The following is a 24,055-nucleotide window of genomic DNA, read 5'->3' on the forward strand; positions in this document are numbered from 1 at the left end:
GATTAACGAATCGTTAAAATCCCCTAGTGGCATAGTCAGGAATTGTCAGAATCGTATATTTGTGCGGTCAGACAGAACACTGACGATTGCAAACAATTACCATCTACATTAGCTTTCGCGGCCTTGATGAATACTTATTCTCTTTGAGGGCAAATCATGGACGCTGAAACTTCCCTTCTTCCGATTCAGGGCGGCCCTGTCGTCACCATCCTGATTCTCCTGTCCGTGGTTGCGACCACCTTTATTCTTGCCAAAATCTGGCAATTTATCCGTCTTGGTTCTGGTGGCCAGAAAAAGTCCGAACAGGCACTGGCTCTGCTGGAAAAAGGCGATGTGGCGCAAACCCTGATTATGTCCCGTAATCAGAAGTCGCCTTCCCTGAGCCTGATTGCCCACGTTACTGAACTGCGTCAGAAGCAGATGCCAGAAGACGTATTAAAAGAAGAGTCCATGCGTACCGCACGGGTTTCACTGGTAAACCTGGGCAAAGGCCTGCGTCCAATTGAAGTGATTGCCAACGTCGCACCGCTGATCGGTCTGTTCGGTACAGTTCTGGGCATGATCGAAGCCTTCCAGGCAATGGAATCGGCCGGTTCCCAGGTGATCCTGCGGTACTGTCGGGCGGTATCTGGCAAGCCCTACTGACCACCGCCGCCGGTCTGGCCGTTGCGATCCCGGTTTCCATGATTCACAGCGCGCTGGAGCGCAAGGTCGAAATGGAAGGCGCCAACCTGCAAAACGTACACGACCGTCTGTTTGTTATAGGCCATCAGAAGCCACAGCTGAAAACCGCTGCCACTGGCACAGCCAAGTAACTGCACACGCTGACGGAGTAACGCCATGAGCCAGGCGCTGATGCCACCACGGAAAGCCCGCCCGATCAGTCTTACTGCACTGATCGATGTGGTGTTCATTCTGCTGATGTTCTTCATGCTGACCTCCAGTTTCACTCACTGGCGAGCAGTCACTCTGGACTCCAAATCGGCCTCGACCAGTGCCGCCACCGATAACAAGCAGCCGCAGCTGCTGGTGCTGCACGAGAGCGGCACGGTGACGCTGGTACAAGACGAGCCGCAAGACTACGACAGCCTGAGCGACGCCATCAGCGCCATCCGCAAGGACGAAACGCTGGTGTTATTGCCGGAACCCAAGGTTGAAGTTGGCACCATTGTGCATGCCATGGAAGACCTCAATCACCATCAGGTTGAATCGGTAACGCTGGGCGAAACCCTGCCGGAAGCCCTCGACAAGTAACGGACCAGCGAGTCGGAACCCATCATGTTTGACAGCAATAGCCTGACCGGCCCCCGCAAGCCGTCCAACAGCGACGACAATATGATCCCCTTGATCAATATTGTTTTCCTGTTGCTGATCTTCTTTATGGTCGCCGGACAAATCCGCGCCATGCCAGACGCCTCATTGGTATTGCCGAAGGCCGAGCTGGCCGAAATTGAGCAGGAAACCCAGCTGCAACTGGAGCTGCTGGCCGACGGTCAGCTGCTGCTGGACGGCGTCTTTGTCAGCCCGGACGAACTGGACGAACAGCTGCAACAACTGGGCAGCCCGGACACCATCAACGTCGCCTTGTTTGCTGATGAACACGCCACCGCCGTAGAGCTGGACAAAGCCATGGCTGTGCTGCGTCGTCATCAATTGCAGTCGGTACTGTTGCACTCTGAAACCCGGGAGGGCAGCCAGCCATGATTCTGACCAAACGTCATTGGCTTATTGCCGGAGTGCTGGCCGTCGGTGTTCACGCAGGTGTTGCTGGCTGGTTAATGTGGTCGCCCAAGGTTGAAGCCACCGGTATGTCCGAGGGGGATGGTGAATTTGGTCAGCAGGTTGGCCTGGGCAGTCAGGGCGCGTTAGCAGCGCAAATGGCCCGGATGAAAAAAGCCGAGCCAGAGCCTGTGGCAGAACCGGAACCTGAGCCGGAGCCTAAACCCAAGCCGAAACCGAAACCCAAGCCGAAACCGAAACCCAAGCCGGTAGAAAAGAAGCAGCCGGAGAAGAAAGAAGCACCCAAACCAGAGAAAAAACCGGTTCTGGAACTGCCCAAACCGGAAGCCAAACCGGTGCCGGAAAAAACCTACAAGGTAGAGCCAAAACAGCCGCCGAAACCAGAGCCACCACAACCACCCGAGCCGGAACAGCCAGCTGAACCGGTCGAAGAGGTTGAGGAAAAGCCAGCGGTGGCCGAAAAGTTTGAGCAGGCCAATCCGAACGCCCGGGATTCTGTCTCCAGCGAGCAGATGAACAAGCGCACCGGTAACCGCTCCGACCGCGCCAGTGGTGGCAAGCGAGGCAAGGCCAAGAGCTACATTGCCGACCTGAATCGCTGGCTTAACCAACACCAGGAATATCCACCAAAGGCCAAGAAGAAAAAGATCGAAGGCGTGGTGAAATTGCAATTTGCATTTGACCGCGATGGCTACGTACTGAGCTCAAGAGTGTATGAATCCTCTGGCTCGGAGCTGCTCGACCAGGCAGCACTGGACATGCTTCAAAAAGCCAGTCCACTGCCATTGGTTCCGAAAGATTTTTATCCGAAGAAAAAGCGTTTGAGTATGGTGATTCCGGTCGAGTATTCACTGATTACCGACTGACCATCCTGCATCAAGTCACCCCAGTGACCTCAGGGCAGCGTCTGGCTTCCTTTATGTGGATGCAAAGCCTGGTAAAGGACCCGGCAGAGCGGGAAATGCTGTTCGAGATGGATCAATCGATCCAGACATTGGGGGGTAAACTGGGCACTGATCACGACGAAGTCGCCCGACTCGGGCAGCTTTATCACAATCTGTTACGCAAATGGTCGGAATAAGTCATCTTTTCGGCTTATATAGTTAGGATGATATTCACTATTTCGTAACCGAATTGACATTAATAGCATGGTTCCTTAGATTGCACCTGCGGAATACTTTTTGCCCCAGAGTCAAGAAAAGTTACCTTTTTCACCCCATTGTGGCGTATTTTGGGTCAATTTCCGCACAAAGCAGACAAACCAGACCCAAGTAGGCGATGTTTGGTCCAACACTCAACACCCCCGAGTGACGGAATCTTCTACCCCACCTGGTAGTCATCCTCCGGACATCTCCGGACTTCCTAACTGAGCCATACGTTAGTAGAAGTTTTCTACTGCTCGGCTTGTCTGCTGAACAGAGGGTTTGTATAAAGCCCCCCGGTTTCGAATCATCTCAGCTCAATCAGAGTCGCCGTGGTCACCGTGACACGCCCAAACGACCGAGCCTGGATCAAAAGTCCGCGAGATGATGTGGCCCAACGGAAGACGCGACAAAACGCGTGTTCTGACAAAACGACTTAGATCAAAAGGCGAAATCGTAATGACTACTCAACAGGTCGATGTCCTCCTGATCGGCGGCGGTGTGATGAGCGCCACGCTCGGCACCCTGCTGAACAAGCTGGATCCATCCATGAAGCTCACCATGGTTGAGCGTTTGGATCACGTTGCGCACGAAAGCACCGATGGTTGGAACAACGCTGGTACGGGCCACGCCGGATACTGCGAACTCAACTACACCCCGGAAGACGCCAATGGCAACGTGACCATTGAGCGGGCGCTGAAAATCAACGCCAACTTCGAGCTCTCCCTGCAACTGTGGAGCACCCTGGTAGAAAACGGCGAACTGCCGGAACCAACCCAATTCATCAACACCACGCCACACATCAGCTTTGTCTGGGGTGAAAAGAACGTCGCTTTCCTGCGCCAGCGCGCCGAAAAGCTGTCTGCCCACCACCTGTTTGCCGACATGGAATTCAGTGATGATCCGGAAGTCCTGAAACAGTGGATGCCACTGGTAATGGAAGGTCGTGATCCATCCGAGCCAGTTGCCGGTACCCGTGTTGCCTACGGCTCCGATGTTGATTTCGGTTCCCTGACCCGCAACCTGGTTAATCGCCTGACCAGTCAGGAAGCCCTCGACTTGCGCCTGAACACCGAGGTAGTAGATTTCGAGCGTAACCGCAGCGACAAGCGCTGGACCGTTTCCCTGCGCGACCGCAACAGCGGCAAGACCAGCACCATCGACGCTGGCTTCGTATTCATTGGCGCGGGCGGTGGCTCCCTGCCACTGCTGCAAGCTTCCGGCATCGAAGAAGCCGAAGGCTACGGTGGCTTCCCGGTATCTGGCCAGTGGCTGGTGTGCAAGGACGAGAAAATCGTTTCCCAGCACCACGCCAAGGTTTACGGTAAAGCCGCCATTGGTGCGCCGCCAATGTCCGTTCCACACCTGGACACCCGTATTATTAACGGCCAACCAGCACTGCTGTTTGGCCCATACGCTGGCTTCACCACCAAGTTCCTGAAAAAAGGTTCCAAACTGGACCTGATCAAGTCCGTCAGCACCGACAACCTGTTCCCGATGATGTCGGTGGGCATGCACAACATGGACCTGACCAAATACCTGATCAGCGAAGTGATGCAGTCACACGACGACCGCGTCAGCACCCTGCGAGGCTACTTCCCGGATTGTAAGTCCAGCGACTGGACACTGGCGCACGCCGGCCAGCGCGTACAGGTCATCAAGAAAGACGCCAAGGGCAAAGGTAAACTGGAATTCGGTACCGAACTGGTTGCTGCTGAAGACGGCTCACTGGCCGCTCTGCTGGGCGCCTCTCCAGGTGCTTCCGTCGCCGCCTTCGCCATGATCGAAGTGTTGGAGAAATGCTTCACCGAGCGCATGAACAGCGAATGGAAAGAAGGCCTGAAAGCACTGATTCCATCCTACGGTGAGTCCCTGATCGACAATGCCGAGCTGCTCAACCAGGTACGTGAACGTACCCTCACCACCCTGAAACTGAAGTAAACCCGGTTTTTGGTTGGTATCGAAACGGCGCCCTGTGCGCCGTTTTTTGTGGCCGGCGGTTCATCCGTAGGAGCGCTTACTTACCCCGAACCCGGTACTGAGAATCCTCTGGGAGCGCGGGCGGCCCGCCCGCAATGCTGCATGATACTCACCGCGCTCGCTTATCCCACTTACAGCCCAATCGAACCTGGCAGGAGCAGGCTTGCCTGCGAACACCGTCCTTTCTTCACGACTCCAACATAGCGTTAATCGCCTGCGCCAATCGAACATCCCGCATCGTCAAGGTTTTCTTGTCGTGAGACACCAGCACAATGCTGACGCGGTTATAGCTGTTACTCCAATCCGGATGGTGATCCATTTTTTCGCTGACCAGCGCCACCCGGCTCATAAACCCAAAGGCCTCCGAAAAGTCCTTGAACGCCAGTTCACGGCACAGCTTGCCGTCGATTACTTCCCACTGCTGCTGGGTCAAATTGCCAATATGCTGTTCCAGTGAATCCGTCATTTTGTACTTGCCCTTTCTTTAACTCTCAACAATAACCCCTGAACCAGACTAACAGGCATAAAAAAACGGCGCACAAGGCGCCGTTCTCTTTGTTGCATTGGTAATGACCATCAGGCTCCGAAGAAACTAATCATCACACCGGCAGCTACCGCCGAACCAATCACACCGGCCACGTTCGGGCCCATGGCATGCATCAGCAGGAAGTTCTGGGAGTTGGCTTCCAGACCGACCTTGTTGGATACACGCGCCGCCATCGGTACTGCGGATACACCGGCAGAACCAATCAGCGGGTTGATGGCGTCTTTCGACAGTTTGTTCATCAGTTTGGCCATCAGGACACCAGCAGCAGTACCCACACAGAAGGCAATCAGACCCAGTACGATAATCGCCAGAGTGCTGCTATTCAGGAAGGCATCAGAGCTCATCTTGTAGCCCACAGACAGGCCCAGGAAGATGGTAACCACGTTGATCAGGGCATTCTGGGCAGTATCGCTCAGACGCTCTACAACTCCAGATTCCTTCATCAGGTTACCAAAGCAGAACATACCCAGCAGTGGCGCAGCAGAAGGCAGCAGCAGGGCTACCAGTACCAGTACCGCGATTGGGAAGATGATCTTCTCAAGCTTGGTAACGGTACGCAGCTGATCCATCTTGATGGAACGTTCGGCTTCGCTGGTCAACGCCTTCATGATTGGTGGCTGAATCAGCGGCACCAGAGCCATGTAAGAGTATGCAGCCACCGCGATCGCACCCAGCAGTTCAGGCGCCAGCTTGGAGGCAATAAAGATCGAGGTTGGGCCGTCAGCACCACCAATGATACCAATCGCTGCCGCTTGCTGGATGGTGAAGTCCATCAAGCCTGCATCAGTCAGCAACACGGCACCGGCAACCGTACCGAAAATACCGAACTGGGCAGCTGCACCCAGCAGCAGGGTTTTCGGGTTTGCCAACAGTGGGCCAAAGTCAGTCATGGCACCTACACCCATGAAGATCAGCAGCGGTGCAACACCACTGGCGATGGTCATGTTGTAGAACACGTACAGCATGCCGCTATCGAAGCCCAGGGCCGAGCCCAGCGCAACGGCTTTCTTGTACAGCATACCCTGGGTTTCATAGGCTTCTTTGTAGGCCGCAAATACGTCCTGCATGCCGGCATCAGCAGCCAGACCAAACAGCTTGCCGAATTCCGTCAGCACGTTGGCATCGCCGGAACGGATCGCCGCTTCCGCAGCAGACCAGCCCAGACCGGCACCCGGGATGTTTACCATCAGGGTACCGACAGCGATAGGCAGCAACAGCAAGGGCTCGAAGCCCTTTTTGATGGCCAGGTAGAGCATACCGAAGGCCACCAGCATCATCAGAGCCTGGCCGCCTTCAATGTGGGCAATACCGGTATCGTTCCAGAGGTTGATTAAGCTTTGCATAAATCAGCCTCCCGTTATGCCAGGGTGTACAGGGTATCGCCAACTTTCACGGCAGAACCTTCAGCAGCGCTAACCGCAGTCACGGTACCAGCGCGCGGTGCACGAACCTCGGTTTCCATCTTCATGGCTTCGAGGATCACAACCACATCGCCTTCGGCAACCTGTTCGCCTGCAGACACCAGTACTTTCCAGATGTTACCGGCCAGCGGTGCAGCAATGGCATCGCCTTCACCGGCTGCCGGAGCAGCGCCCGCCGCAGCGGCTGGTGCGTTACCGCCCAGAGAGGTTGGTGCGCCGTTGATGGCACCCAGTTTGGTGACGTCGCCGCCTTCGTCTACCTGCACCACGTATTCGTTGCCGTCTACGGTAATGGTGAAGGTGTCTTCGGCATCACCCTTAGGCGCTGGCTCGAAGGCATCCGGGTTGCCACGGTTCTTGAGGAACTTCGGTGCAATCTGCGGGAACATGGCGTAGGTCAGGGCGTCGTCGATCTTGTCGGCAGACAGCGTCAGACCTTCGTCCTTGGCCAGCTTCTCGACGTCGGCAATCACCTTATCCATTTCGTTTTCGATCAGGTCAGCCGGACGACAGGTAATGGCTTCTTTACCGTCCAGAACGCGGGCTTGCAGCTCAGCATTCATGGCAGCAGGTGCCGCACCGTATTCGCCTTTCAGGATGCCCTGGGTCTCTTTCGAGATGGACTTGTAACGCTCGCCAGTCAGTACGTTCAGTACCGCCTGGGTACCTACGATCTGGGAAGTTGGAGTCACCAGCGGAATGTAGCCCAGGTCTTCACGAACTCGTGGGATTTCCTTCAGTACGTCGTCAAACTTGTCAGACGCACCCTGCTCGCGCAGCTGGTTTTCCATGTTAGTCAGCATGCCACCTGGCACCTGAGCCACCAGAATACGGCTGTCGGTACCTTTCAGGGCACCTTCAAACTTGGCGTACTTCTTACGAACCTGACGGAAGTAAGCGGCAATCTCTTCCAGCAACAGCAGGTCGATACCGGTGTCACGCTCGGTGCCAGCCAGAGCTGCAACGATGGATTCGGTAGCCGTGTGGCCGTAGGTCATGGACATGGAAGAAATGGCAGTATCGACGCGGTCAATACCGGCTTCCACAGCCTTCAGGATGGTCATGTCGGACAGACCGGAAGTCGCGTGCGCATGCAGCTGAACTTCCAGGTCAGTCTGGGCTTTCAGGCGGGAAACCAGCTCGAAAGCGTCATAAGGCGTCAGTACACCGGCCATGTCTTTAATGGCGATGGAGTCTGCACCCATGTCTTCGATCTGTTTGGCCAGATCGACCCAGGATTCCAGCGTGTGAACCGGACTGGTGGTGTAAGACAGTGTGCCCTGGGCGTGTTTGCCCTGCTTTTTCACTGCTTTCAGTGCGGTGTCCAGGTTGCGCGGGTCGTTCATGGCGTCAAAAACGCGGAAAACGTCCACACCGTTGGTCGCAGCGCGCTCAACGAACTTTTCAACCACGTCGTCAGCGTAGTGACGATAACCCAACAGGTTCTGACCGCGCAGCAGCATCTGGTGCGGGGTCTTTGGCATGGCTTTCTTGAATTCGCGGATACGGTCCCACGGGTCTTCGCCGAGGAAACGGATACATGAGTCAAATGTTGCACCACCCCAGGATTCCAGTGACCAGTAACCTACCTGGTCCAGCTTTTCAGCGATAGGCAGCATGTCGTCAATACGCATGCGGGTCGCCAGAATCGATTGGTGCGCGTCGCGCAATACGACGTCGGTAATTCCGAGTTTTTTAGAATCGGTCATGGATGATGGCCTTTTCCTAGATAACGTTTTTGGAACGCTTCTGATTGTTATGAGTTCGTGCCTTACTTTTGGCGAGCACGATGTTCTTTCACAGCAGCTGACAATACTTTCAGCAATTGTGGATCAACTCCCTGTGGCGCAGCAGCGGCAGGTTTCCTGACAGGTGCAGGTACTGGCTCTGGTTCAGGGAAATATTTACTCACCAGCTTGGACATGGCTCCGGTAACGAATACCAGCATTGTCAGAAAGACAAATACGGTACCCATGCCAAACACCATGAGTTCCAAACCTTGCGTGACGAGTCCTGGCTCAGACATGCAAGCGGCTCCTATAAATAAAATTTTTTATGATGCAAACAGCGGTCCTTCTTCCTTCACAAAATCCATTCATGACAGCTTTGTGACGGTGAAAAACCGAATCAGACTACTTAATAAAATGACCTCAGGCAACTGAGCCGAGTCAAGTCTCATGCGGGTTCAGGGCAATTCCGGCCGGTAGGCCAATAACCCCGTAGTTATTTCCGCTGGTTATGTTACCCATAGAATTAAAAAATACTGGAACGAACAAAAAGACATAAAAAGGCTCTGAATACCTATATTTTTTGTCTTGACGCTAAACGACAGAAGTGTGAATTTCCGCGCCCCGTGATTATCAATATTGTGAGATCGAATAAATGCCCCAACCACAATTACCCTTTGGTACCGACAGTAATCTCTACATTGCTCTGGCTCCGATGGAAGGATTGATGGATTTTCATTTACGCGAAATCCTTACCTCGGTTGGCGGTATAGATCATTGTGTTACTGAGTTTATTCGCGTTTCCAATACCCTGTTTCCGGAAAAGGTGTTCTATAGATACTGTCCGGAATTACACAATAATGGCAAGACACTTTCCGGAACTCCCGTGCATATTCAGCTGCTTGGCAGCGACCCGGAACTGATGGCCGCCAACGCCGCCAAGGCCGCTCGCCTGGGGGCTCCCGCCATCGATCTTAACTTCGGCTGCCCGGCCAAAACCGTCAACAAAAGCCAGGGTGGCGCCGTATTGCTGCAATACACCAACAAGCTGCACGATATTGCCAGTGCGGTGCGTAAGGCGGTGCCCGAGCACGTTCCGGTAAGCGCCAAAATGCGTCTGGGTTTCCGCGACAAACACATGGCCACAGACAATGCCCAGGCACTGGCCGATGCCGGTATCCAATGGCTTACCGTCCACGCTCGCACCAAGACCGAAGGCTACAAGCCTCCCGCCTGGTGGGACTGGATCGAGAAGATCACCGACCTGCTCGACATCCCGGTATTGGCCAACGGTGAGATCTGGACCCCGGAACATGCCTTGCGCTGCCAAACCGTCAGCAACACGCCTTTGTTGATGATAGGACGAGGATTGGTGGCAACGCCCGACCTTGGACTCAGAATTCGGGCTCATAAGGCCGGAATCGACTATCAACCCATGGATTGGCGTGACAATGTGGCCCTTATTCACAAGCTGGCGGCTCGTCTGGAGCATTTGGAAGACAAACAACTGACCGACCGTCTGAAACAGTGGCTGCACTATTTCTCGATGTTTTCCGTCGACATGAAGCAGCTGTTTGATCAGGTGAAACGACACCGTACCCGCGAAGACTTTTTTGGCGTGATGGACGACATCATGACTGGCAGCGGACTGTCCGCAACAACCGCTGACCGTGAAGGGAGCGATAGCACACAACTGACTCCCACCTTCAAGGACAACGCAAAAATCTGATTACTTACGGCCCCTCTGAACAACTCGGTGCCCGCTCTGGATGACAGGGCGACGCTGAATCACGAAGCTGATTTGCAGGCCTGGCGGGTCAAGTCAAAAATCAGCGACACAGAGTCAGCAATGCCCTGCCATCCCCGTGGGGCGCGGCCTGCAGCCTGCCAGAACGGTGTTGGCGAACTTGGAAAGGGCTCGTCATTCCGATGCATTCGCCGCGGGGTTGTTGTAGAGAGCCAATGACACCCTGTAGGACTCGCGTACGACTGCATGGATGCAGGAGGTAGGGCGAAGCAGGAAGCCAGAGCCGAGAGCTGTGCAGAGTTATTCAGAGGGTCCGTACACAATCCGGCTTCAAAAATTGTGCGCCAAACACTACTATATACAAGGTATGTACAAGTTTTGGATAGCTAGTAATGACGATCAATGCACAACTGACGGTATTCTTTGATGGCAACTGCCCTCTGTGCAGTCGGGAAATGCAGCACCTGCGCAAGCTGGATACCAACGGCCGGATTGCGTTATTCGATCTGGCATCAGCGGATGCCGATGCTTTGCTGGCGGCCCATCACCCTGACATCAATGCGGTCGAGGCAGACCGCATCTTGCACGGTAAAACCCAGGACGGCCGGGTTATCAAAGGACTCGACGTAACCCACATGGCATGGTCACTGGTTGGCAAAGGCCACTTGACCGCGCCACTGCGCTGGCGCATCACCGCCCCCATTGCCGATCGTTTCTATCTGCTGTTTGCCAGTCAGCGCCATCGTATTTCTGCGCTGCTCACCGGTAACTTCAAAGCTGCTTTTTCACCGAACAGCTGCAATGACGGCTGCCGCATTCCAGCTCGTGATCAAGACGTTAAAGGCAAGCGTGGCAATGACCTCCAAGCCCGCAATCGGTAACAGGAGCGCCGCTATGCAGTTACTTTGGCTTCGTAATGACCTGCGCCTGCACGACCACCCGGGCTTTGAACTGGCTCGCCAACGGCAGCAACCTCTGGCGGTGATCTACATTCTGCCGTCCCACTGGTTACAGCAAGACGGCCATGGCACCCACCGCCTCAGTGCTGTCAAAGCCAGGTTCTTGCGCACCTGTTTGATTCAGTTACACCGTGACCTGTACAAGGAAAACATCCGCCTGACGCTGACCAGCGGCGATCCGGTTGAGGTCTTGACGCAGCTGCATCAACAACATCCGTTTGAACTGCTGACTCATACGGCACAAGCACCTGAAGAAGCCGACTGGCTGGCACAATTGCAGCCGAGCATGACGGTCACCACGTATGAGTCGCAAACGCTGTTCAGTGAAGAACAGTTGGCGCCACTGTTGAATCAGAACAGCTTCCCCGCCAGTTTTTCCAGCTTCCGCAAACAGGTTGAGCGCAAACTGAATATTCTACCGCCAGAGCCAACCACCCCCTCACCTTTGCTGCTGACCGACTGGACGCCCGATGTGCCCGGCAACGTTCAATGGCCAGACGACTGGCACTTGCAGCCCCACCCAGGTTTCAACCGCCTGGGCGGTGAGCAGCCAGGCATCAAATGGCTAAAGGAATACCTCTGGCAACGACGCGCCATCGACCACTACAAAAGCACTCGCAACCGCCTGACTGGCGACGACTATTCCAGCCAGATCAGCCCCTGGCTGGCGTGGGGCAGTTTGTCGCCACGGTATGTGTGGCAGCAAATTAATGATTACGAGGCGGAATTTGGTAGCTCCGGGCACTCCGACTGGCTCAAGCAAGAGCTGCTGTGGCGGGAATTTTTTCACTGGTCGCTGCGCGTGCATCAGCACCGATTCTTCACTTACAGCGGCCTGAAAGCCGGCGATCTGACCACCCCACCCGCGTTTAACCAAACTAATTGGGATGCCTGGTGTAACGCATCCACCGGCTTCCCCATGATTGATGCCGGGCTCAACGAGCTGCACCAAAGCGGATTTGTTTCCAACCGCCTGCGACAGATCCTGGCGAGCTTTTTTATTCATGAATTACAGCTGGACTGGCGCTTGGGAGCACGTTGGTTTGAACAACACCTGATCGACTTTGACGTCGCCAGCAATTGGGGCAACTGGAGCTACATTGCTGGCAGTGGTCACGACCCACGCAATGGCCGCTACTTTATGTTGAACAAGCAACTGCGCCAGTACGACCCGGAGCTGAGCCACATTCACCTTTGGTTACCCGAGCTGAAAGACACCACGCTGGAGCAAATTTGCCAGCATCAGCAGGGCCAACAACGATTGAAGGACTATCCTGCGCCAATCGTCACGGTCAAACACAAAGAGCTGTCTAAAGAGCTGCTTAAAGATCAATCCAAAAACCTGTCAAAGGCACGGTAAGGGCCAATGAACCTGCACATTGTCTGGTTCAAGCGTGATCTCCGTGTCCGCGATCATAGGCCGCTGGTTCAGGCAAACGAAGCGGTTCGAAAACAAGGGGGTCAGCTGCTGTGTTTATACGTTGTTGAACCAGAGTACTGGCAGCAAGCGGATACCAGCAGCCGCCAGTGGCTGTTCACCAAAGAATGCCTCAACGATCTGGATCAGGCATTGATCGCTCTGTCTGGCGCCCAAACGGGCCTGCACATCGCCATTGGCTCATTAACAGACTGCCTCGAAAAACTCGCCCAACATGCCAAACTGCACCTGTACAGCCATGAAGAAACCGGTAACTACTGGACCTTTGAGCGTGATAAAGCCGTTGGCCGCTGGTGCAAGCAGCATCAGGTTCCGTGGCAGCAGGATCGTCAGTTCGGCGTACTGCGCCCGAACCCCAACCGCGATCAATGGGCCGATTGGCGCGAGCAATGGTTAAACCAGCCCGTTACACCAACACCCAGCCAGCTACCGCTGGTGCAATGGCAGGGCCACTGTGGCTTGCTGTCGGTAGAGGTACTCAACCAGCCAGTCTTCCCATCGCTGGGTTTTGATCAAAGCCCTTGCCCCGGTCGCCAGCGTGGCGGCATACAGATGGCCCACCAGCTGATTAACAGTTTTTACCATTCACGCGGTGAATATTACCGTGGTTCCATCAGCTCCCCTGTCAGTGCGGAGCATCATTGCTCACGCATTAGCCCCTACCTGGCACTGGGCTGCATCAGCCTGAAAGAGCTGCAATTACACAACCGCCAGCGTATTCAGCAGTTAAAACAGGCACTCAAAAGTCATCACGAGCCCGACCGCCAACAACGACAGTGGCTCGGAAGCCTGACCAATTTTGAATCCCGCCTGTGGTGGCACTGCCATTTCATTCAGAAACTCGAAGACGAACCCGAATCCGAGTGGCAATCCTTACACCCCGCCTACCGCGATTTACGCCAGCGCAGTGGCGGCAACGACCCTCGTCTACTGCACGCCTGGGAAACCGGCAGCACAGGCTGGCCATTGGTAGACGCTTGCATGAAATACTTGCAGCACCACGGCTGGATCAATTTTCGGATGCGGGCCATGTTGATGTCGATTGCCTGCTACCCGCTTTGGCAAGACTGGCAACAGCCCGCCCAACGGCTGGCACAGCTGTTTGTCGACTACGAACCCGGCATTCACTACCCGCAGGCGCAAATGCAATCCGGTGCTACCGGCATCAATGTGCTGCGCATGTACAACCCCACTCAACAAGCGCTTAAACTGGACCCCAATGGTGTCTTCATCCGCCGCTGGCTGCCTGCATTGCGCAGCGTGCCCAACAGCTTTATCCACCAGCCGTGGTTGATGAATCTGCGCCAGCAGCAGGACTGCGGCATGATGATCGAGCGCGACTACCCCGCTCCGGTAGTGAATTTCGAGCAAGCCATCCGCGAAGCCCGCAGTCACCTGAAAGGGCTGACCAAAAGTGCCGAATTCCGCGATCAGGCCCGCGGTATCGGCCACAAACACGGCTCCAGACAACGCAATAGCATGGGCCAAAACCGCTCACGCAAGCGCACGGTGATATCTGACCAGCAGTCTCAGCTGAGTTTGTTTTAGGGACTCTGGCCTAATATACAAGCTGTCCCTCTCATCACAGCCTCTCTTAGCCCCTCCCAGCCCCCCCTTAGCCCCTCCTGAAAGCTGAACGGTTATTACCAGGCGATCAAAAATTGACGATCAGGTGTCAAAACAACCGCTTTTCAGCCTTGTATAATTTCCATATAAGAAAGTAACAACAAGTCTAACCTGTCATTGCGGAACAACCTCTGCCCAGCCAACAGGCAAACCGGGCACAAGCCATCTAGGTTTTATTTACCACGGCCGTTCCAGTCGCCAACCGACGCACTGTTCCAATTCCGGCCGCTTCAATCGAATCAACCTTGTTTGCCCGGAGACAGGAACTATGGCTCTTGTTAAGAAAAATGCGCCGCTCTCTCAATCAGCACCGGCCGCCAAAGCCGACCCTGCCGCAGCCCGTGAGGCCGAAGCCCAACGCAAGCGCGCCAGAACACTGGCCAAGCAACAACAGGCCGCTGAGCGCATCGCCTCGGCCACCAGCCAGTTGAGTGCTGGCATCACCGAAGCGGCCTCCGCTGCGGAAGAACTTAACAGTGCGTCTGAACAGATTTCCGTTGGTGCCGAACAATCCAGCGGCGCCGCTCAGGAGTCGCTGGCCGCGTTCCAACAAGTCACCACCAACATCCGTCGTCAGCTGTCCGCCGCCGAAACCGCCAAAGACCGTTGCACCGCCTTGCAGGTATTGGCCAAGGAAACCTCCGTTGGCATCGACAGCCTGGTCACCAACGTCGGTGAAGCCGCCAAACGTCAGGCAGCGTCTGTGACCATGGTGTCAGAACTGGAATCCCAGGCCGCCAACATTGGCGAAATCGTTAAAGCCGTGGTGCGCATCGCCGACCAGACCAACCTGCTGGCTCTCAACGCCGCCATCGAAGCCGCCCGCGCCGGTAAGCACGGCAAAGGTTTTGCGGTGGTCGCCGACGAAGTTCGCACGCTGGCCGAAACCTCCGAACAAAGTGCCATCGAGATTCAGAATCTGGTCAAGCAAATTCAGTCCGAAGTACAAACCATCGCCGGTGGCATCAAGACCGCATCCGAAACCGTCGAAGGCGAAGTGGAAAAAGGCAAAGCCATCACCGAACAGCTGTCCAATATCCGTAAAGACATGTCGACCGTGGTGAAAGGCGCAGAAGAAATCGCCAGTGGCGCCGAGCAATCCGATACCGCCGCCATGCAAGCCCTGAAAGGCGTGCAAGACATTGCAGCGGCCTCGGAAGAACAGGCTTCGGCAGCGTCTGAAGCCACCAAAACCGTCGGCGAACAGTCCCGTGCCTTGGCTGAATGTGAACAAGCGGCTCAGGCACTGCTGGAGCTGTCTGAAGATCTGCGCAACAGCACCGACGTGGCAAAATCCGCCGAAGACGTTGCCTCCAGTGCCGAACAGCTGTCCTCGGCCGTACAGGAAATCAACCAGTCCTCCACCGAAATCATGGCAGCGATTGAACAGATTCGTCGTGGTGCCCAATCGGCTGCAGCGGCAACCGAAGAGTCTTCTGCGGCGGTAAACCAGATTGAAAAAGGCCTTGAGATTTCCCAGGAACGCTCACAGGTAAACCTTGAAATCGTCAATAAAGTCACCGAGCTGCTGGGTGAAAACAAACAAGGCGTGGAAGAGCTGATTCATGGCATCACCCTGTCGGTCGAAGCCACTAACCAAAGCGTGAAACAGGTGAAAGACCTCGAGCTGGTTTCCCGCCGCATCGACAAGATCGTTGAAGCCATTACCACGGTATCCATTCAAACCAACATGCTGGCCGTGAATGGCTCGGTTGAAGCCGCCCGCGCGGGTGAATTTGGCAAGGGCTTTGTAGTGGTGTCGACCGACATTCGTAATCTGGCACGAGACTCGGCCGAAAACGCCGACCGCATCAAGGATCTGGTGCGTGGTATTCAGGATCAGATTCAACTGGTCAGCACCGACTTGCGTGAAATCGCCACCGCCGCCCAGGAAGAAACCGAAAAAGCCCTCGCTTCTACCAACAACCTCGGCACCATCGAAACCGACATTGCCGAAGTAGCGACCGGCGCTGAAGACATTCTTGCCGCAGCCAATGAAATCTCCTCCGCCATCCTGCAAGTGAAAACCGGTACAGAGCAAATCGCTTCCGCTTCCCAGGAAGCTGAAAAAGCCGCCGACGAAGCCGCCGCAGCCGCTGAACAACAGTCCCGGGGCGCCGACGAGTTGGCCGCCGCCATTGAAGAAATTGCCTCTCTGGCAGACGAACTGCAAAGCGCTTGATAACCCGCGGAGGTTGCCATGAACACGTCCGTGGCTGAAGACAATACCCTGCTCGACGAGCCGGAAAACCTGCATCAGTACGTCACCTTCAAGGTGGCCGACGAAACCTTTGCCGTACAAATGGCACCGGTGCAGGAAATCATCCGGGTACCCGAGGTGGTGCGGGTGCCGCTGGCACCAGCATCACTGATCGGCCTGGCCAATTTGCGCGGCAAGGTACTGCCCATTCTGTCCTTGCGCCGCCTGTTTGGCATTGAAGACAAGGACCATGACGACGCCAGCCGCGCCATCGTGGTCGACGTCCGTCAGGACGTTGGCTTCACCGTCGACCGCGTTGCCAGCGTCATCGACGTCGAGCCGGAATTGATCGAACCGGCAGACCAGGTCAGCTCATCGCTCGACCGTGAAATGCTGTCCGGCGTGATCAAAAACACCGGCGGCCACGAACTGGTGATGATTCTGGATCTGGCCGCCCTGCTGCAAGCCGACTACAGCCAGATGCAGCAGATGGTCACCGACAATTCGCTGGGGCTCGAGGGCATTGGCGATGAAGAGCAGGATCAGGACGAAGACGATGAAGACGACAAGCGTCAGCTGGTCAGCTTTGAAGTGGCCGGCCAGGAATATGCCATCGACATCGACCAGGTACAGGAAATCGTCCAGCTGCCCGACAGCATTACCCGGGTGCCGCGAGCCGACCAGCACATTCTGGGCATCATCAACCTGCGTGAACGACTGCTGCCATTAGTGAACCTCAGCAGCCTGTTCCACCTGCCACAGAAAACCCTCGATGACAAAAGCCGCATTGTGGTGCTCAACGTTGGCAATGCGTCGCTGGGGGTTGTGGTCGATGCCGTTAACGAAGTGCTGCGGGTCGATCTCAACCTGATCGAACCCATGTTGCCGATTCTGGCCAAGGAAGCCGACCTGCAAGACATCGCAGCCCTGTGCCGACTGGAACAAGGCAAACGGCTGGTATCCATCATTGCCACCGAACAGCTGATAGGCAACGAACAGATTCAGGAATCGTTACAGCAGCAGGAGACCGAGATGCTGGATGAAGACGTTGAAACCGAAGAATGGGGCGACGATGACGACGACGAACAACTGGTGGTATTCCGACTCGGCGACGAAGAATTTGCGGTGTCGATCAATACCGTGCAGGAAATCGTGCGCATTCCCGACACCCTGATTCGGGTGCCCAAAGCTCCGGCCTTTGTGGAAGGCATCATCAACCTGCGTGGTGTGGTGCTGCCGGTGGTCGATTTGCGTACCCGGCTGGAACTGACGCCAATCGAACGCAGCGAGCGTCAACGCATCGTGGTGTTCAACATCGAAGGGGTCAAAACCGGCTTTATTGTCGATTTGGTGACTGAGGTACTGAAGCTGTCCCGCGACCAGATCGAAGCCACACCGAAGATGACCGATGCCCAGCACGGGCTGCTGTCTCGCATGGCCAACCTCAAAGTGGAAGGCCGCATGATCCAGTTGCTGGATGCCGATTTCCTGATGGTATCGGACGAGATGGACCAGCTCAAAGATTTGGCGGCGGGCTGAGCTCTCCGCCATGGCAATCATCGAAAAACTGTTTGAGAGTACGACGAGCAAGCCATGACGAAACTGCTGATTGTTGATGACTCCGCATTGATGCGAAGACACCTGACCAGTGTTTTTGAAGAGGTCGGTGGCTACGACATTCATGTCGCCCGTAACGGTGCCGAAGCCGTTGCCATGAATACCAGCATTGAACCCGATGTGGTCACGCTGGACATCAATATGCCCGAAATGGACGGCCTGGAAGCGCTGTCCATCATGATGGCCGAACGCCCGGTACCTGTGGTGATGGTGTCGTCACTGACCGAACGCGGCGCGCTGGCCACCTTTGAAGCCCTGAACCTGGGTGCCATCGACTTTGTTGCCAAACCCGGCGGCACCATCTCATTGTCGCTGGACGCCATTCACAACGATTTGATCCGCAAGGTGCGTTCGGCCGCTCGGGCACGACTGAAAAAACCGTCACGCTCAGCTGCCGCCAGCGCCTCTGCCCGACAGGCTGACCGCAGCACGGAACAACCGGCGACACGCAGCTCTGCCCGCACCGCTCGAACAACAACCAATACCGGGTCGAGCAGTGCTCGCACCAGCAAACGCCCGGTACAGCAGCCCACTGGTATCAGTGGTGACCTTAAGCCCGGTATCCCCAACTACAACGAACTGAACGTCGACGACCCATTGATCATTGTCGGCGTCTCGACCGGCGGCCCTCGTACGCTGGAAGATATTTTGCCCAATTTGCCAGCAGACCTGCCGTGCCCACTGCTGATCGCCCAGCACATGCCACAAAGCTTTACCAAATCGCTGGCCGACCGACTCGACCGGGTGTGCGCTCTGAAGGTCGAGGAAATCAACAGCCCCACGGTGCTGTGCAATGGCCATATCTACATCGCACAAGGCGGCCACGACATTTTGTTGTCGCGCCGAGGTTCCCGCCTGAGCGCCATGCCAAAACCTGAAGATGCTGAGTTTTTATGGCACCCATCGGTTGAGCGACTGGGCATTTCAGCGCTGAAAACCTGCAAACCCGCCAATGTTATGGCGGTGATGCTGACGGGTATGGGCTACGACGGCGACAACGCCTTTACTGAACTGCGTCACGCCGGTGCCCACACACTGGCCGAGTCCGAACAATCCTCTGTGGTGTTTGGCATGCCTGACGCCCTGATTCGCAAGGGAGGCGCCATTGAAGTGGTGCCTGCCGATCGCATTGCCGACCGCATGATTGCCTGGTCGCGTAAATTCCGGAGATAACCCATGGCACTGGTGAAACGTACCCACGATGACAACCTGCCATCCGAGCAGCAGGCAGGGACTCCCAAAACACTGGAAGAACTGCAACAGCAACTGCAAGGCAGCCATCCGCTGGAGCGCCGCCAGGCGGCTCAGGACATTGTTGATCACGAAGGTGCCACGGCGTTGCTGCTGGCCCAGCTTGAACGAGAAACCTCAGCGGTGGTGCGCCAGGTGATCCTCACCTCGCTGACCCGCATTGGCGACCGCGAGGCCGTCTTCGGACTGGCCGAGTGCCTGCGCTCAGAAGACGCCCGGCTGCGCAACGACGCCATTGAAGCGATGAAGGAAATGCCAGACCAGATGGCCGAGATTGTTGAAGAGCTACTGGCTGACGACGACCCGGACGTGCGTATTTTCACCGTCAACATTCTTGAGTCGTTACGTCACCCGCACGTCGAGCAGTGGTTAATCGATGTGCTGGACCATGACGACCACCTCAACGTGGTGTGCACCGCCCTCGACCTGATGGGAGAAGTGGGCACCGAAGCCGCCATTCCAACGCTGCAACGGGTTGGCTCTCGTTACGAAGACGAAGCCTACGTGCAGTTCGCCGCCGACATGGCCCTGAAACGAATCCAGAGTTCAGCGGAGTAACAATGAGCAAACTGATCAGCGATCAGGAATTTGCCACCTTCCGCGAATTCTTTTATCGCAAAACCGGCATCAAGTTCGAGGATACCAAGCGCTACTTTGTTGATAAGCGCCTGCTTGAACGCGTCAGGGAAACCGGCAACGACACCTTCCGGGAATACTTCACCACCCTGCGCTTTCAGGCCAGTGGTGAAGAACTGCAACACCTGACCAACCTGCTGACGGTCAACGAAACCTATTTCATGCGCGAGGATTACCAGTTTGACTGCCTGGTGAAGTCAATCCTGCCGGAAATCTGTAAAACCCACGACCGCAGCAAACCCATTCGGATCTGGTGCATTCCGTCGTCGTCCGGCGAGGAACCCTACTCCATCGCCATGTGGTTGCTGGAGCGTTGGCCCGGCATCAACCAGTGGGACGTTGAACTGATTGCCTCCGACATCGACACCGGCATCCTCAACACCGCCCGGCAGGGGTTGTATTCCGAGCGTTCGATTCGCCTGATTCCACCGTCCTGGAAAACCCGTTACTTCAGCCGGGTCGGTTTGCAGTATCAACTCTGCGACGACCTGCGCTCGGCGGTTGAGTTTACCCATGTGAATTTGTCCAACGTCGCCGACGTGCGTCGTTACCGCCCCATTGATGTGATTTTTTGCCGCAACCTGCTGATTTATTTTGACGACGTATCCCGTAAAGCCGCGGCCGAAGCGATGTTCGACGTCATGGCTCCTGGTGCCTTTATTTGTCTGGGACATTCCGAATCCATGGGGCGCATTTCGCCGCTGTTCAAGGTTCGCAAATTTCCCGGCGCCATCGTTTACCAGAAGCCTTTGGAGGAGTCATGAAACGAGTTTTGATCATTGATGACGCCAGCACTATCCGGATGTACAACCGCAGCATCCTGGAGGCCGGAGGATATCAGGTAGAGGAAGCCGTTAATGGCATGGAAGGGTTGGAAAAAGCCCTCGAAACGCCGTTCGACCTCTACATTGTCGACATCAACATGCCCAAGCTGGACGGCTACGGATTCCTGCAACAACTGCGGGCCGAGTCCATCGATCAGGCACCTGCCATGATGGTGTCCACCGAAGCCGCTGGCCGCGACAAGGAAATTGCCTACCTGTCGGGCGCCAATCTGTATCTGGTAAAACCCACCAAGCCGGATGAACTGATTGCCTACGCCCGCCTGCTGATGGGGGAACCGAACCAATGACGCCATTAATGCAACAATTCGTCTCCGAAAGCCGGGAACAACTGCAAGGCATCAGCGAAGCCTTGCTGGGGCTGGAAAAAGGCGGCGACATTGCCGAAGGCCTGAACGAGCTGTTCCGGCTGGTTCACACCCTCAAGGGCAGCAGCGGCCTGTTCGACTTCCCGGACATGACCCGGGTATTGCACGCCGGTGAAGACCTGTTGACCGAGCTGCGCGACCACCCTGATCTGTTCAGTCACGACCTTAACGACCAGTTGTTCGACTGCATGGATTTTGTCAGCCAGCAGCTGGACGACCTCGAAGCTAACGGCAACCCCGGTAACGACAAGGAGCGCGCCGACCAGTTGGAAGCCGCTTTGCGGGCCATGCTGGAGCGGATAACCGCCGGCCCTGCGGACACCAGCAGCGAACAGGTAAACGAATCCACAGAGGATGTGAGTCAGACAGACCGCGACGCCGAAGCACTGGCTGACGCCAACCGGATGCTGGATGGCAGTGACAAATCTGAAGCAGCTGAAACAGAAGCAGCAGCTGAAACCGCTGTGACGCCTTTGCCCGACGACAGCCCGCTGGCCGATATTCCAGAGCTGGTACGCCACGAAGCCGTCAGCGAAGCCATTGCAGGCAGCGACGTGAAACTGGTGCATTACCAGCCCGAAGAAACCTGCTTTTTCACGGGTGAAGACCCACTGTTTCAGGTCATGCAGTGCCCGGGCGCCCTCTGGGGAGCCGTGAAAACCCGTCAGCCATTGGCCAGCGTCGATGAGCTGGACCCGTTCCAGTGTCAGCTGCAATTCTGGGCTCTGACCAGTGCCAGTGCTGAAGAACTGGACGACCATTTCCGCTACAACCCGGAAGCCCTGAGTGTGTACTCGGTGGCCCCGGAGCAACTGATAGCCATCGACCAGCATTTGCCACATCAGCCACTGCCTGACGATGCGCTGGAGCATCTGCACCACGCCTACGCCAGTCGTGACCATGATGCTTTGATGACGCTGGTCACCCACCAGCTGGAAGCCAGCGACGAAGACTGTCAGGCCCATGTTGCCTTGCGCTGGATTCGACTGGTGGCGTCGGCATCGCCCGATTCGCCGCTGCTTGAAAACAGCTGGCAATTGCTGGCCGAACTGCACGGTTTCAATGGCCATCACGACACTGGGGGCGTCAGCAGCACCCATAATACTCAGGGCTACGCGGCTCCGCTAAACCCGGTAGACTTCAGCCCGGAGCTGAACGAAGTGCTGCAAACACAGCAACACATTCTGGGGCTGAAAGACGATTCGCCATGGGCCAGTGGCCGGGTGCAGGCAGCCGGTAACTCACTGCTGAACAGCATGAGCTCGATTGGTCAACACGACCAGCAAGCGACCCTGCGAGAACACCTGGATACCGCACTGGAGCAAGGCGACAGTGCGCCAATGACCGATTGGCTGGAGAATCTGCTGGAACCTGCTTCCCCTGCCGAAACAAGAGCCGAAACACGCGCAGATGCAGGCTCGTCCAACGTGGATAACACGGCCGAAGCTCCGTTAACCAAAGCTCCGTCCGCAGAAGCTCCATCTACAGAAGCCCAGGCAACCGAGCCCGCTCAACCAGCAGGTCAAACAGCTTCGGCTCAAATAGCTTCCGAGAGCGCCAAACCAGCGCCAGCGGCCAAGCCCGCCACTGAGCCTGCCCGCGCAGAAAGTCAGCCGACCGGCCGCAGCCTGAAAGTGGATCAGGAGAAAATCGACCGCCTGATGAGTTTGATCGGCGAAATGGTGGTGGCCAAAAACGCCCTGCCGTTCCTGGCCCAAAAAGCGGAAAAACTGGGGATTGAAGATCAGGCCTACGGCAGCCGGGATCTGTCACGGGAGTTAAAAGAACAGTACGGCGTCATCAATCGTATTTCAGAAGAAATGCAGGACGCGATCATGCAAATTCGCATGATGCCGTTCTCGTTTATTTCGATGCGCTTCCCTCGACTGGTGCGGGATATTTCACGCCGTCTGGGCAAGGACATTCAGCTGTCGATTGAGGGCGAAGACACCGAAGCCGACAAGAACATCATCGAATCGCTGGCCGAACCGCTGATTCACATTGTCCGCAACAGCCTCGACCACGGCATTGAAACCCCTGAAGTGCGCACCGCAGCAGGCAAACCCGCCTCCGGCAAGCTCAGCATTCGAGCCACCCAGGAAGCCGACCGGGTACTGATTGAAATTGCCGACGACGGCAAGGGCATCAATCCCGAAGTGGTGAAACGCAAAGCGATTGAAAAAGGCGTCATCGACGAAGCCACTGCCGAGCGCATGACCGACCGCGAGGCCGTCAATCTGGTGATGGCAGCCGGCTTTTCCACCGCCGACGCCGTATCAGACCTCTCTGGCCGTGGGGTTGGCATGGACGCCGTGCGCCGTGCTGTCGACAAGGTCAACGGCACGCTGGCGCTCGACAGCGAACCGGGCAAAGGCACCCGTATTCGCATTCAGCTGCCAATGTCGATTGCCGTCACCCGGGTGATGATGATCGAGACCGACGGTCAGCTGATGGGCATTCCGATGGATCAGGTACTGGAAACCGTGCGCGTGGATAAAGCCAATATTCACGAGCTCAAACAGGTGAAAACCACCATCCTGCGCAACCGCATTATTCCACTGAAAAGCCTCAACGAGCTGCTGAATCTGGATTCTCTGCCTATGCTTAATGAAGAAGGTGAATATGCCGTACTGGTGATTCGGGTAGGTGCAGAAACCGTTGGCCTGATGGTCGACAACTTCCGCGGCTCGGCCGACATCATTCAGAAGCCGCTGACCGGCAGCGTGCTGGGCGGCGTATCGGCCTACTCCGGTGCAGCACTGGTGGGAGATGGTTCGGTATTGATGGTACTCAACCCAAGGGAGCTGATCTGAT

Annotated in this window: 22 protein-coding genes; 18 read left to right on the forward strand and 4 right to left on the reverse strand. The window is 56.0% G+C overall.

Annotated features, from left to right (window positions below; all coding sequences use genetic code 11):
- The first annotated feature begins 156 nt into the window (after positions 1 to 156).
- From ACXADJ_RS10605 to mqo, 7 genes are all read left to right on the forward strand, one after another.
- Entirely contained in the window at positions 157 to 645 is a 489-nt protein-coding gene (locus tag ACXADJ_RS10605; protein ID WP_475065568.1) for a MotA/TolQ/ExbB proton channel family protein, read from the forward strand.
- A gap of 38 nt (positions 646 to 683) precedes the next feature.
- A complete protein-coding gene (locus tag ACXADJ_RS10610; RefSeq protein ID WP_475065573.1) occupies positions 684 to 815 on the forward strand; it encodes a hypothetical protein in 132 nt (43 codons plus the stop codon).
- A 25-nt stretch (positions 816 to 840) separates the two neighbouring features.
- On the forward strand, positions 841 to 1,254 hold the full coding sequence (locus tag ACXADJ_RS10615) for an ExbD/TolR family protein (RefSeq protein ID WP_475065575.1): 414 nt from the start codon (positions 841 to 843) through the stop codon (positions 1,252 to 1,254).
- Positions 1,255 to 1,278: 24 nt separating this feature from the next.
- Positions 1,279 to 1,704: an ExbD/TolR family protein gene (locus tag ACXADJ_RS10620; RefSeq protein ID WP_475065579.1), complete on the forward strand. Its 426-nt coding sequence runs from the start codon at positions 1,279 to 1,281 to the stop codon at positions 1,702 to 1,704.
- Positions 1,701 to 2,606, forward strand: a complete 906-nt coding sequence (locus ACXADJ_RS10625) for an energy transducer TonB (RefSeq protein WP_475065582.1) — start codon at positions 1,701 to 1,703, stop codon at positions 2,604 to 2,606. The genes ACXADJ_RS10620 and ACXADJ_RS10625 overlap by 4 nt, the downstream gene beginning before the upstream one ends.
- 23 nt (positions 2,607 to 2,629) lie before the next feature.
- The gene (locus ACXADJ_RS10630; protein ID WP_475065584.1) at positions 2,630 to 2,821 is read left to right on the forward strand and encodes a hypothetical protein; all 192 of its coding nucleotides are present in this window, start codon (positions 2,630 to 2,632) and stop codon (positions 2,819 to 2,821) included.
- Positions 2,822 to 3,341: 520 nt separating this feature from the next.
- Positions 3,342 to 4,823 carry a malate dehydrogenase (quinone) gene (gene mqo / locus ACXADJ_RS10635; RefSeq protein ID WP_475065587.1) on the forward strand — a complete coding sequence of 494 codons (1,482 nt, stop codon included), beginning with the start codon at positions 3,342 to 3,344 and terminating at the stop codon, positions 4,821 to 4,823.
- Between the two features lie 226 nt (positions 4,824 to 5,049).
- On the opposite strand, the gene ACXADJ_RS10640 is transcribed toward mqo, so the two are convergent.
- From ACXADJ_RS10640 to ACXADJ_RS10655, 4 genes are all read right to left on the reverse strand, one after another.
- Positions 5,050 to 5,328 (reverse strand): 4a-hydroxytetrahydrobiopterin dehydratase, encoded by a 279-nt coding sequence (locus ACXADJ_RS10640; protein ID WP_475065591.1) that lies wholly within the window; start codon positions 5,326 to 5,328, stop codon positions 5,050 to 5,052.
- A 110-nt stretch (positions 5,329 to 5,438) separates the two neighbouring features.
- Positions 5,439 to 6,752: a sodium ion-translocating decarboxylase subunit beta gene (locus tag ACXADJ_RS10645; protein WP_475065593.1), complete on the reverse strand. Its 1,314-nt coding sequence runs from the start codon at positions 6,750 to 6,752 to the stop codon at positions 5,439 to 5,441.
- Positions 6,753 to 6,766: 14 nt separating this feature from the next.
- Positions 6,767 to 8,539: a sodium-extruding oxaloacetate decarboxylase subunit alpha gene (gene oadA, locus ACXADJ_RS10650; RefSeq protein ID WP_475065595.1), complete on the reverse strand. Its 1,773-nt coding sequence runs from the start codon at positions 8,537 to 8,539 to the stop codon at positions 6,767 to 6,769.
- Between the two features lie 62 nt (positions 8,540 to 8,601).
- Complete coding sequence (locus ACXADJ_RS10655) at positions 8,602 to 8,856, reverse strand: OadG family protein (RefSeq protein ID WP_475065599.1); 255 nt, start codon at positions 8,854 to 8,856, stop codon at positions 8,602 to 8,604.
- A 356-nt stretch (positions 8,857 to 9,212) separates the two neighbouring features.
- Between ACXADJ_RS10655 and ACXADJ_RS10660 the strand changes: the two genes are divergently transcribed.
- The 11 genes from ACXADJ_RS10660 to ACXADJ_RS10710 all read left to right on the forward strand — a co-directional run bounded on the left by ACXADJ_RS10660 (position 9,213) and on the right by ACXADJ_RS10710 (position 24,054).
- A complete protein-coding gene (locus tag ACXADJ_RS10660; protein ID WP_475065602.1) occupies positions 9,213 to 10,286 on the forward strand; it encodes a tRNA dihydrouridine synthase in 1,074 nt (357 codons plus the stop codon).
- A gap of 410 nt (positions 10,287 to 10,696) precedes the next feature.
- Positions 10,697 to 11,185, forward strand: a complete 489-nt coding sequence (locus ACXADJ_RS10665) for a thiol-disulfide oxidoreductase DCC family protein (RefSeq protein ID WP_475065606.1) — start codon at positions 10,697 to 10,699, stop codon at positions 11,183 to 11,185.
- 13 nt (positions 11,186 to 11,198) lie between these two features.
- Positions 11,199 to 12,623, forward strand: a complete 1,425-nt coding sequence (locus tag ACXADJ_RS10670) for a DASH family cryptochrome (RefSeq protein WP_475065609.1) — start codon at positions 11,199 to 11,201, stop codon at positions 12,621 to 12,623.
- A gap of 6 nt (positions 12,624 to 12,629) precedes the next feature.
- Positions 12,630 to 14,249, forward strand: coding sequence for a cryptochrome/deoxyribodipyrimidine photo-lyase family protein (locus tag ACXADJ_RS10675; protein ID WP_475065612.1), 1,620 nt, complete (start codon positions 12,630 to 12,632; stop codon positions 14,247 to 14,249).
- 346 nt (positions 14,250 to 14,595) lie between these two features.
- Positions 14,596 to 16,509, forward strand: a complete 1,914-nt coding sequence (locus ACXADJ_RS10680) for a methyl-accepting chemotaxis protein (protein WP_475065614.1) — start codon at positions 14,596 to 14,598, stop codon at positions 16,507 to 16,509.
- Positions 16,510 to 16,527: 18 nt separating this feature from the next.
- Positions 16,528 to 18,066, forward strand: a complete 1,539-nt coding sequence (locus ACXADJ_RS10685) for a chemotaxis protein CheW (protein ID WP_475065618.1) — start codon at positions 16,528 to 16,530, stop codon at positions 18,064 to 18,066.
- A gap of 54 nt (positions 18,067 to 18,120) precedes the next feature.
- A complete protein-coding gene (cheB, locus tag ACXADJ_RS10690) occupies positions 18,121 to 19,317 on the forward strand; it encodes a chemotaxis-specific protein-glutamate methyltransferase CheB (RefSeq protein WP_475065621.1) in 1,197 nt (398 codons plus the stop codon).
- Between the two features lie 3 nt (positions 19,318 to 19,320).
- On the forward strand, positions 19,321 to 19,953 hold the full coding sequence (locus ACXADJ_RS10695) for a HEAT repeat domain-containing protein (RefSeq protein WP_475065623.1): 633 nt from the start codon (positions 19,321 to 19,323) through the stop codon (positions 19,951 to 19,953).
- Between the two features lie 2 nt (positions 19,954 to 19,955).
- Complete coding sequence (locus ACXADJ_RS10700; protein ID WP_028294631.1) at positions 19,956 to 20,795, forward strand: CheR family methyltransferase; 840 nt, start codon at positions 19,956 to 19,958, stop codon at positions 20,793 to 20,795.
- Positions 20,792 to 21,163 (forward strand): response regulator transcription factor, encoded by a 372-nt coding sequence (locus tag ACXADJ_RS10705; protein ID WP_475065628.1) that lies wholly within the window; start codon positions 20,792 to 20,794, stop codon positions 21,161 to 21,163. Before ACXADJ_RS10700 ends, ACXADJ_RS10705 begins: the two co-directional genes overlap by 4 nt.
- 8 nt (positions 21,164 to 21,171) lie before the next feature.
- Positions 21,172 to 24,054 carry a chemotaxis protein CheA gene (locus ACXADJ_RS10710; RefSeq protein ID WP_475065633.1) on the forward strand — a complete coding sequence of 961 codons (2,883 nt, stop codon included), beginning with the start codon at positions 21,172 to 21,174 and terminating at the stop codon, positions 24,052 to 24,054.
- The last annotated feature ends 1 nt before the right edge of the window (position 24,055 follow it).

Source organism: Oceanobacter sp. ABM4_470, from assembly GCF_056158645.1.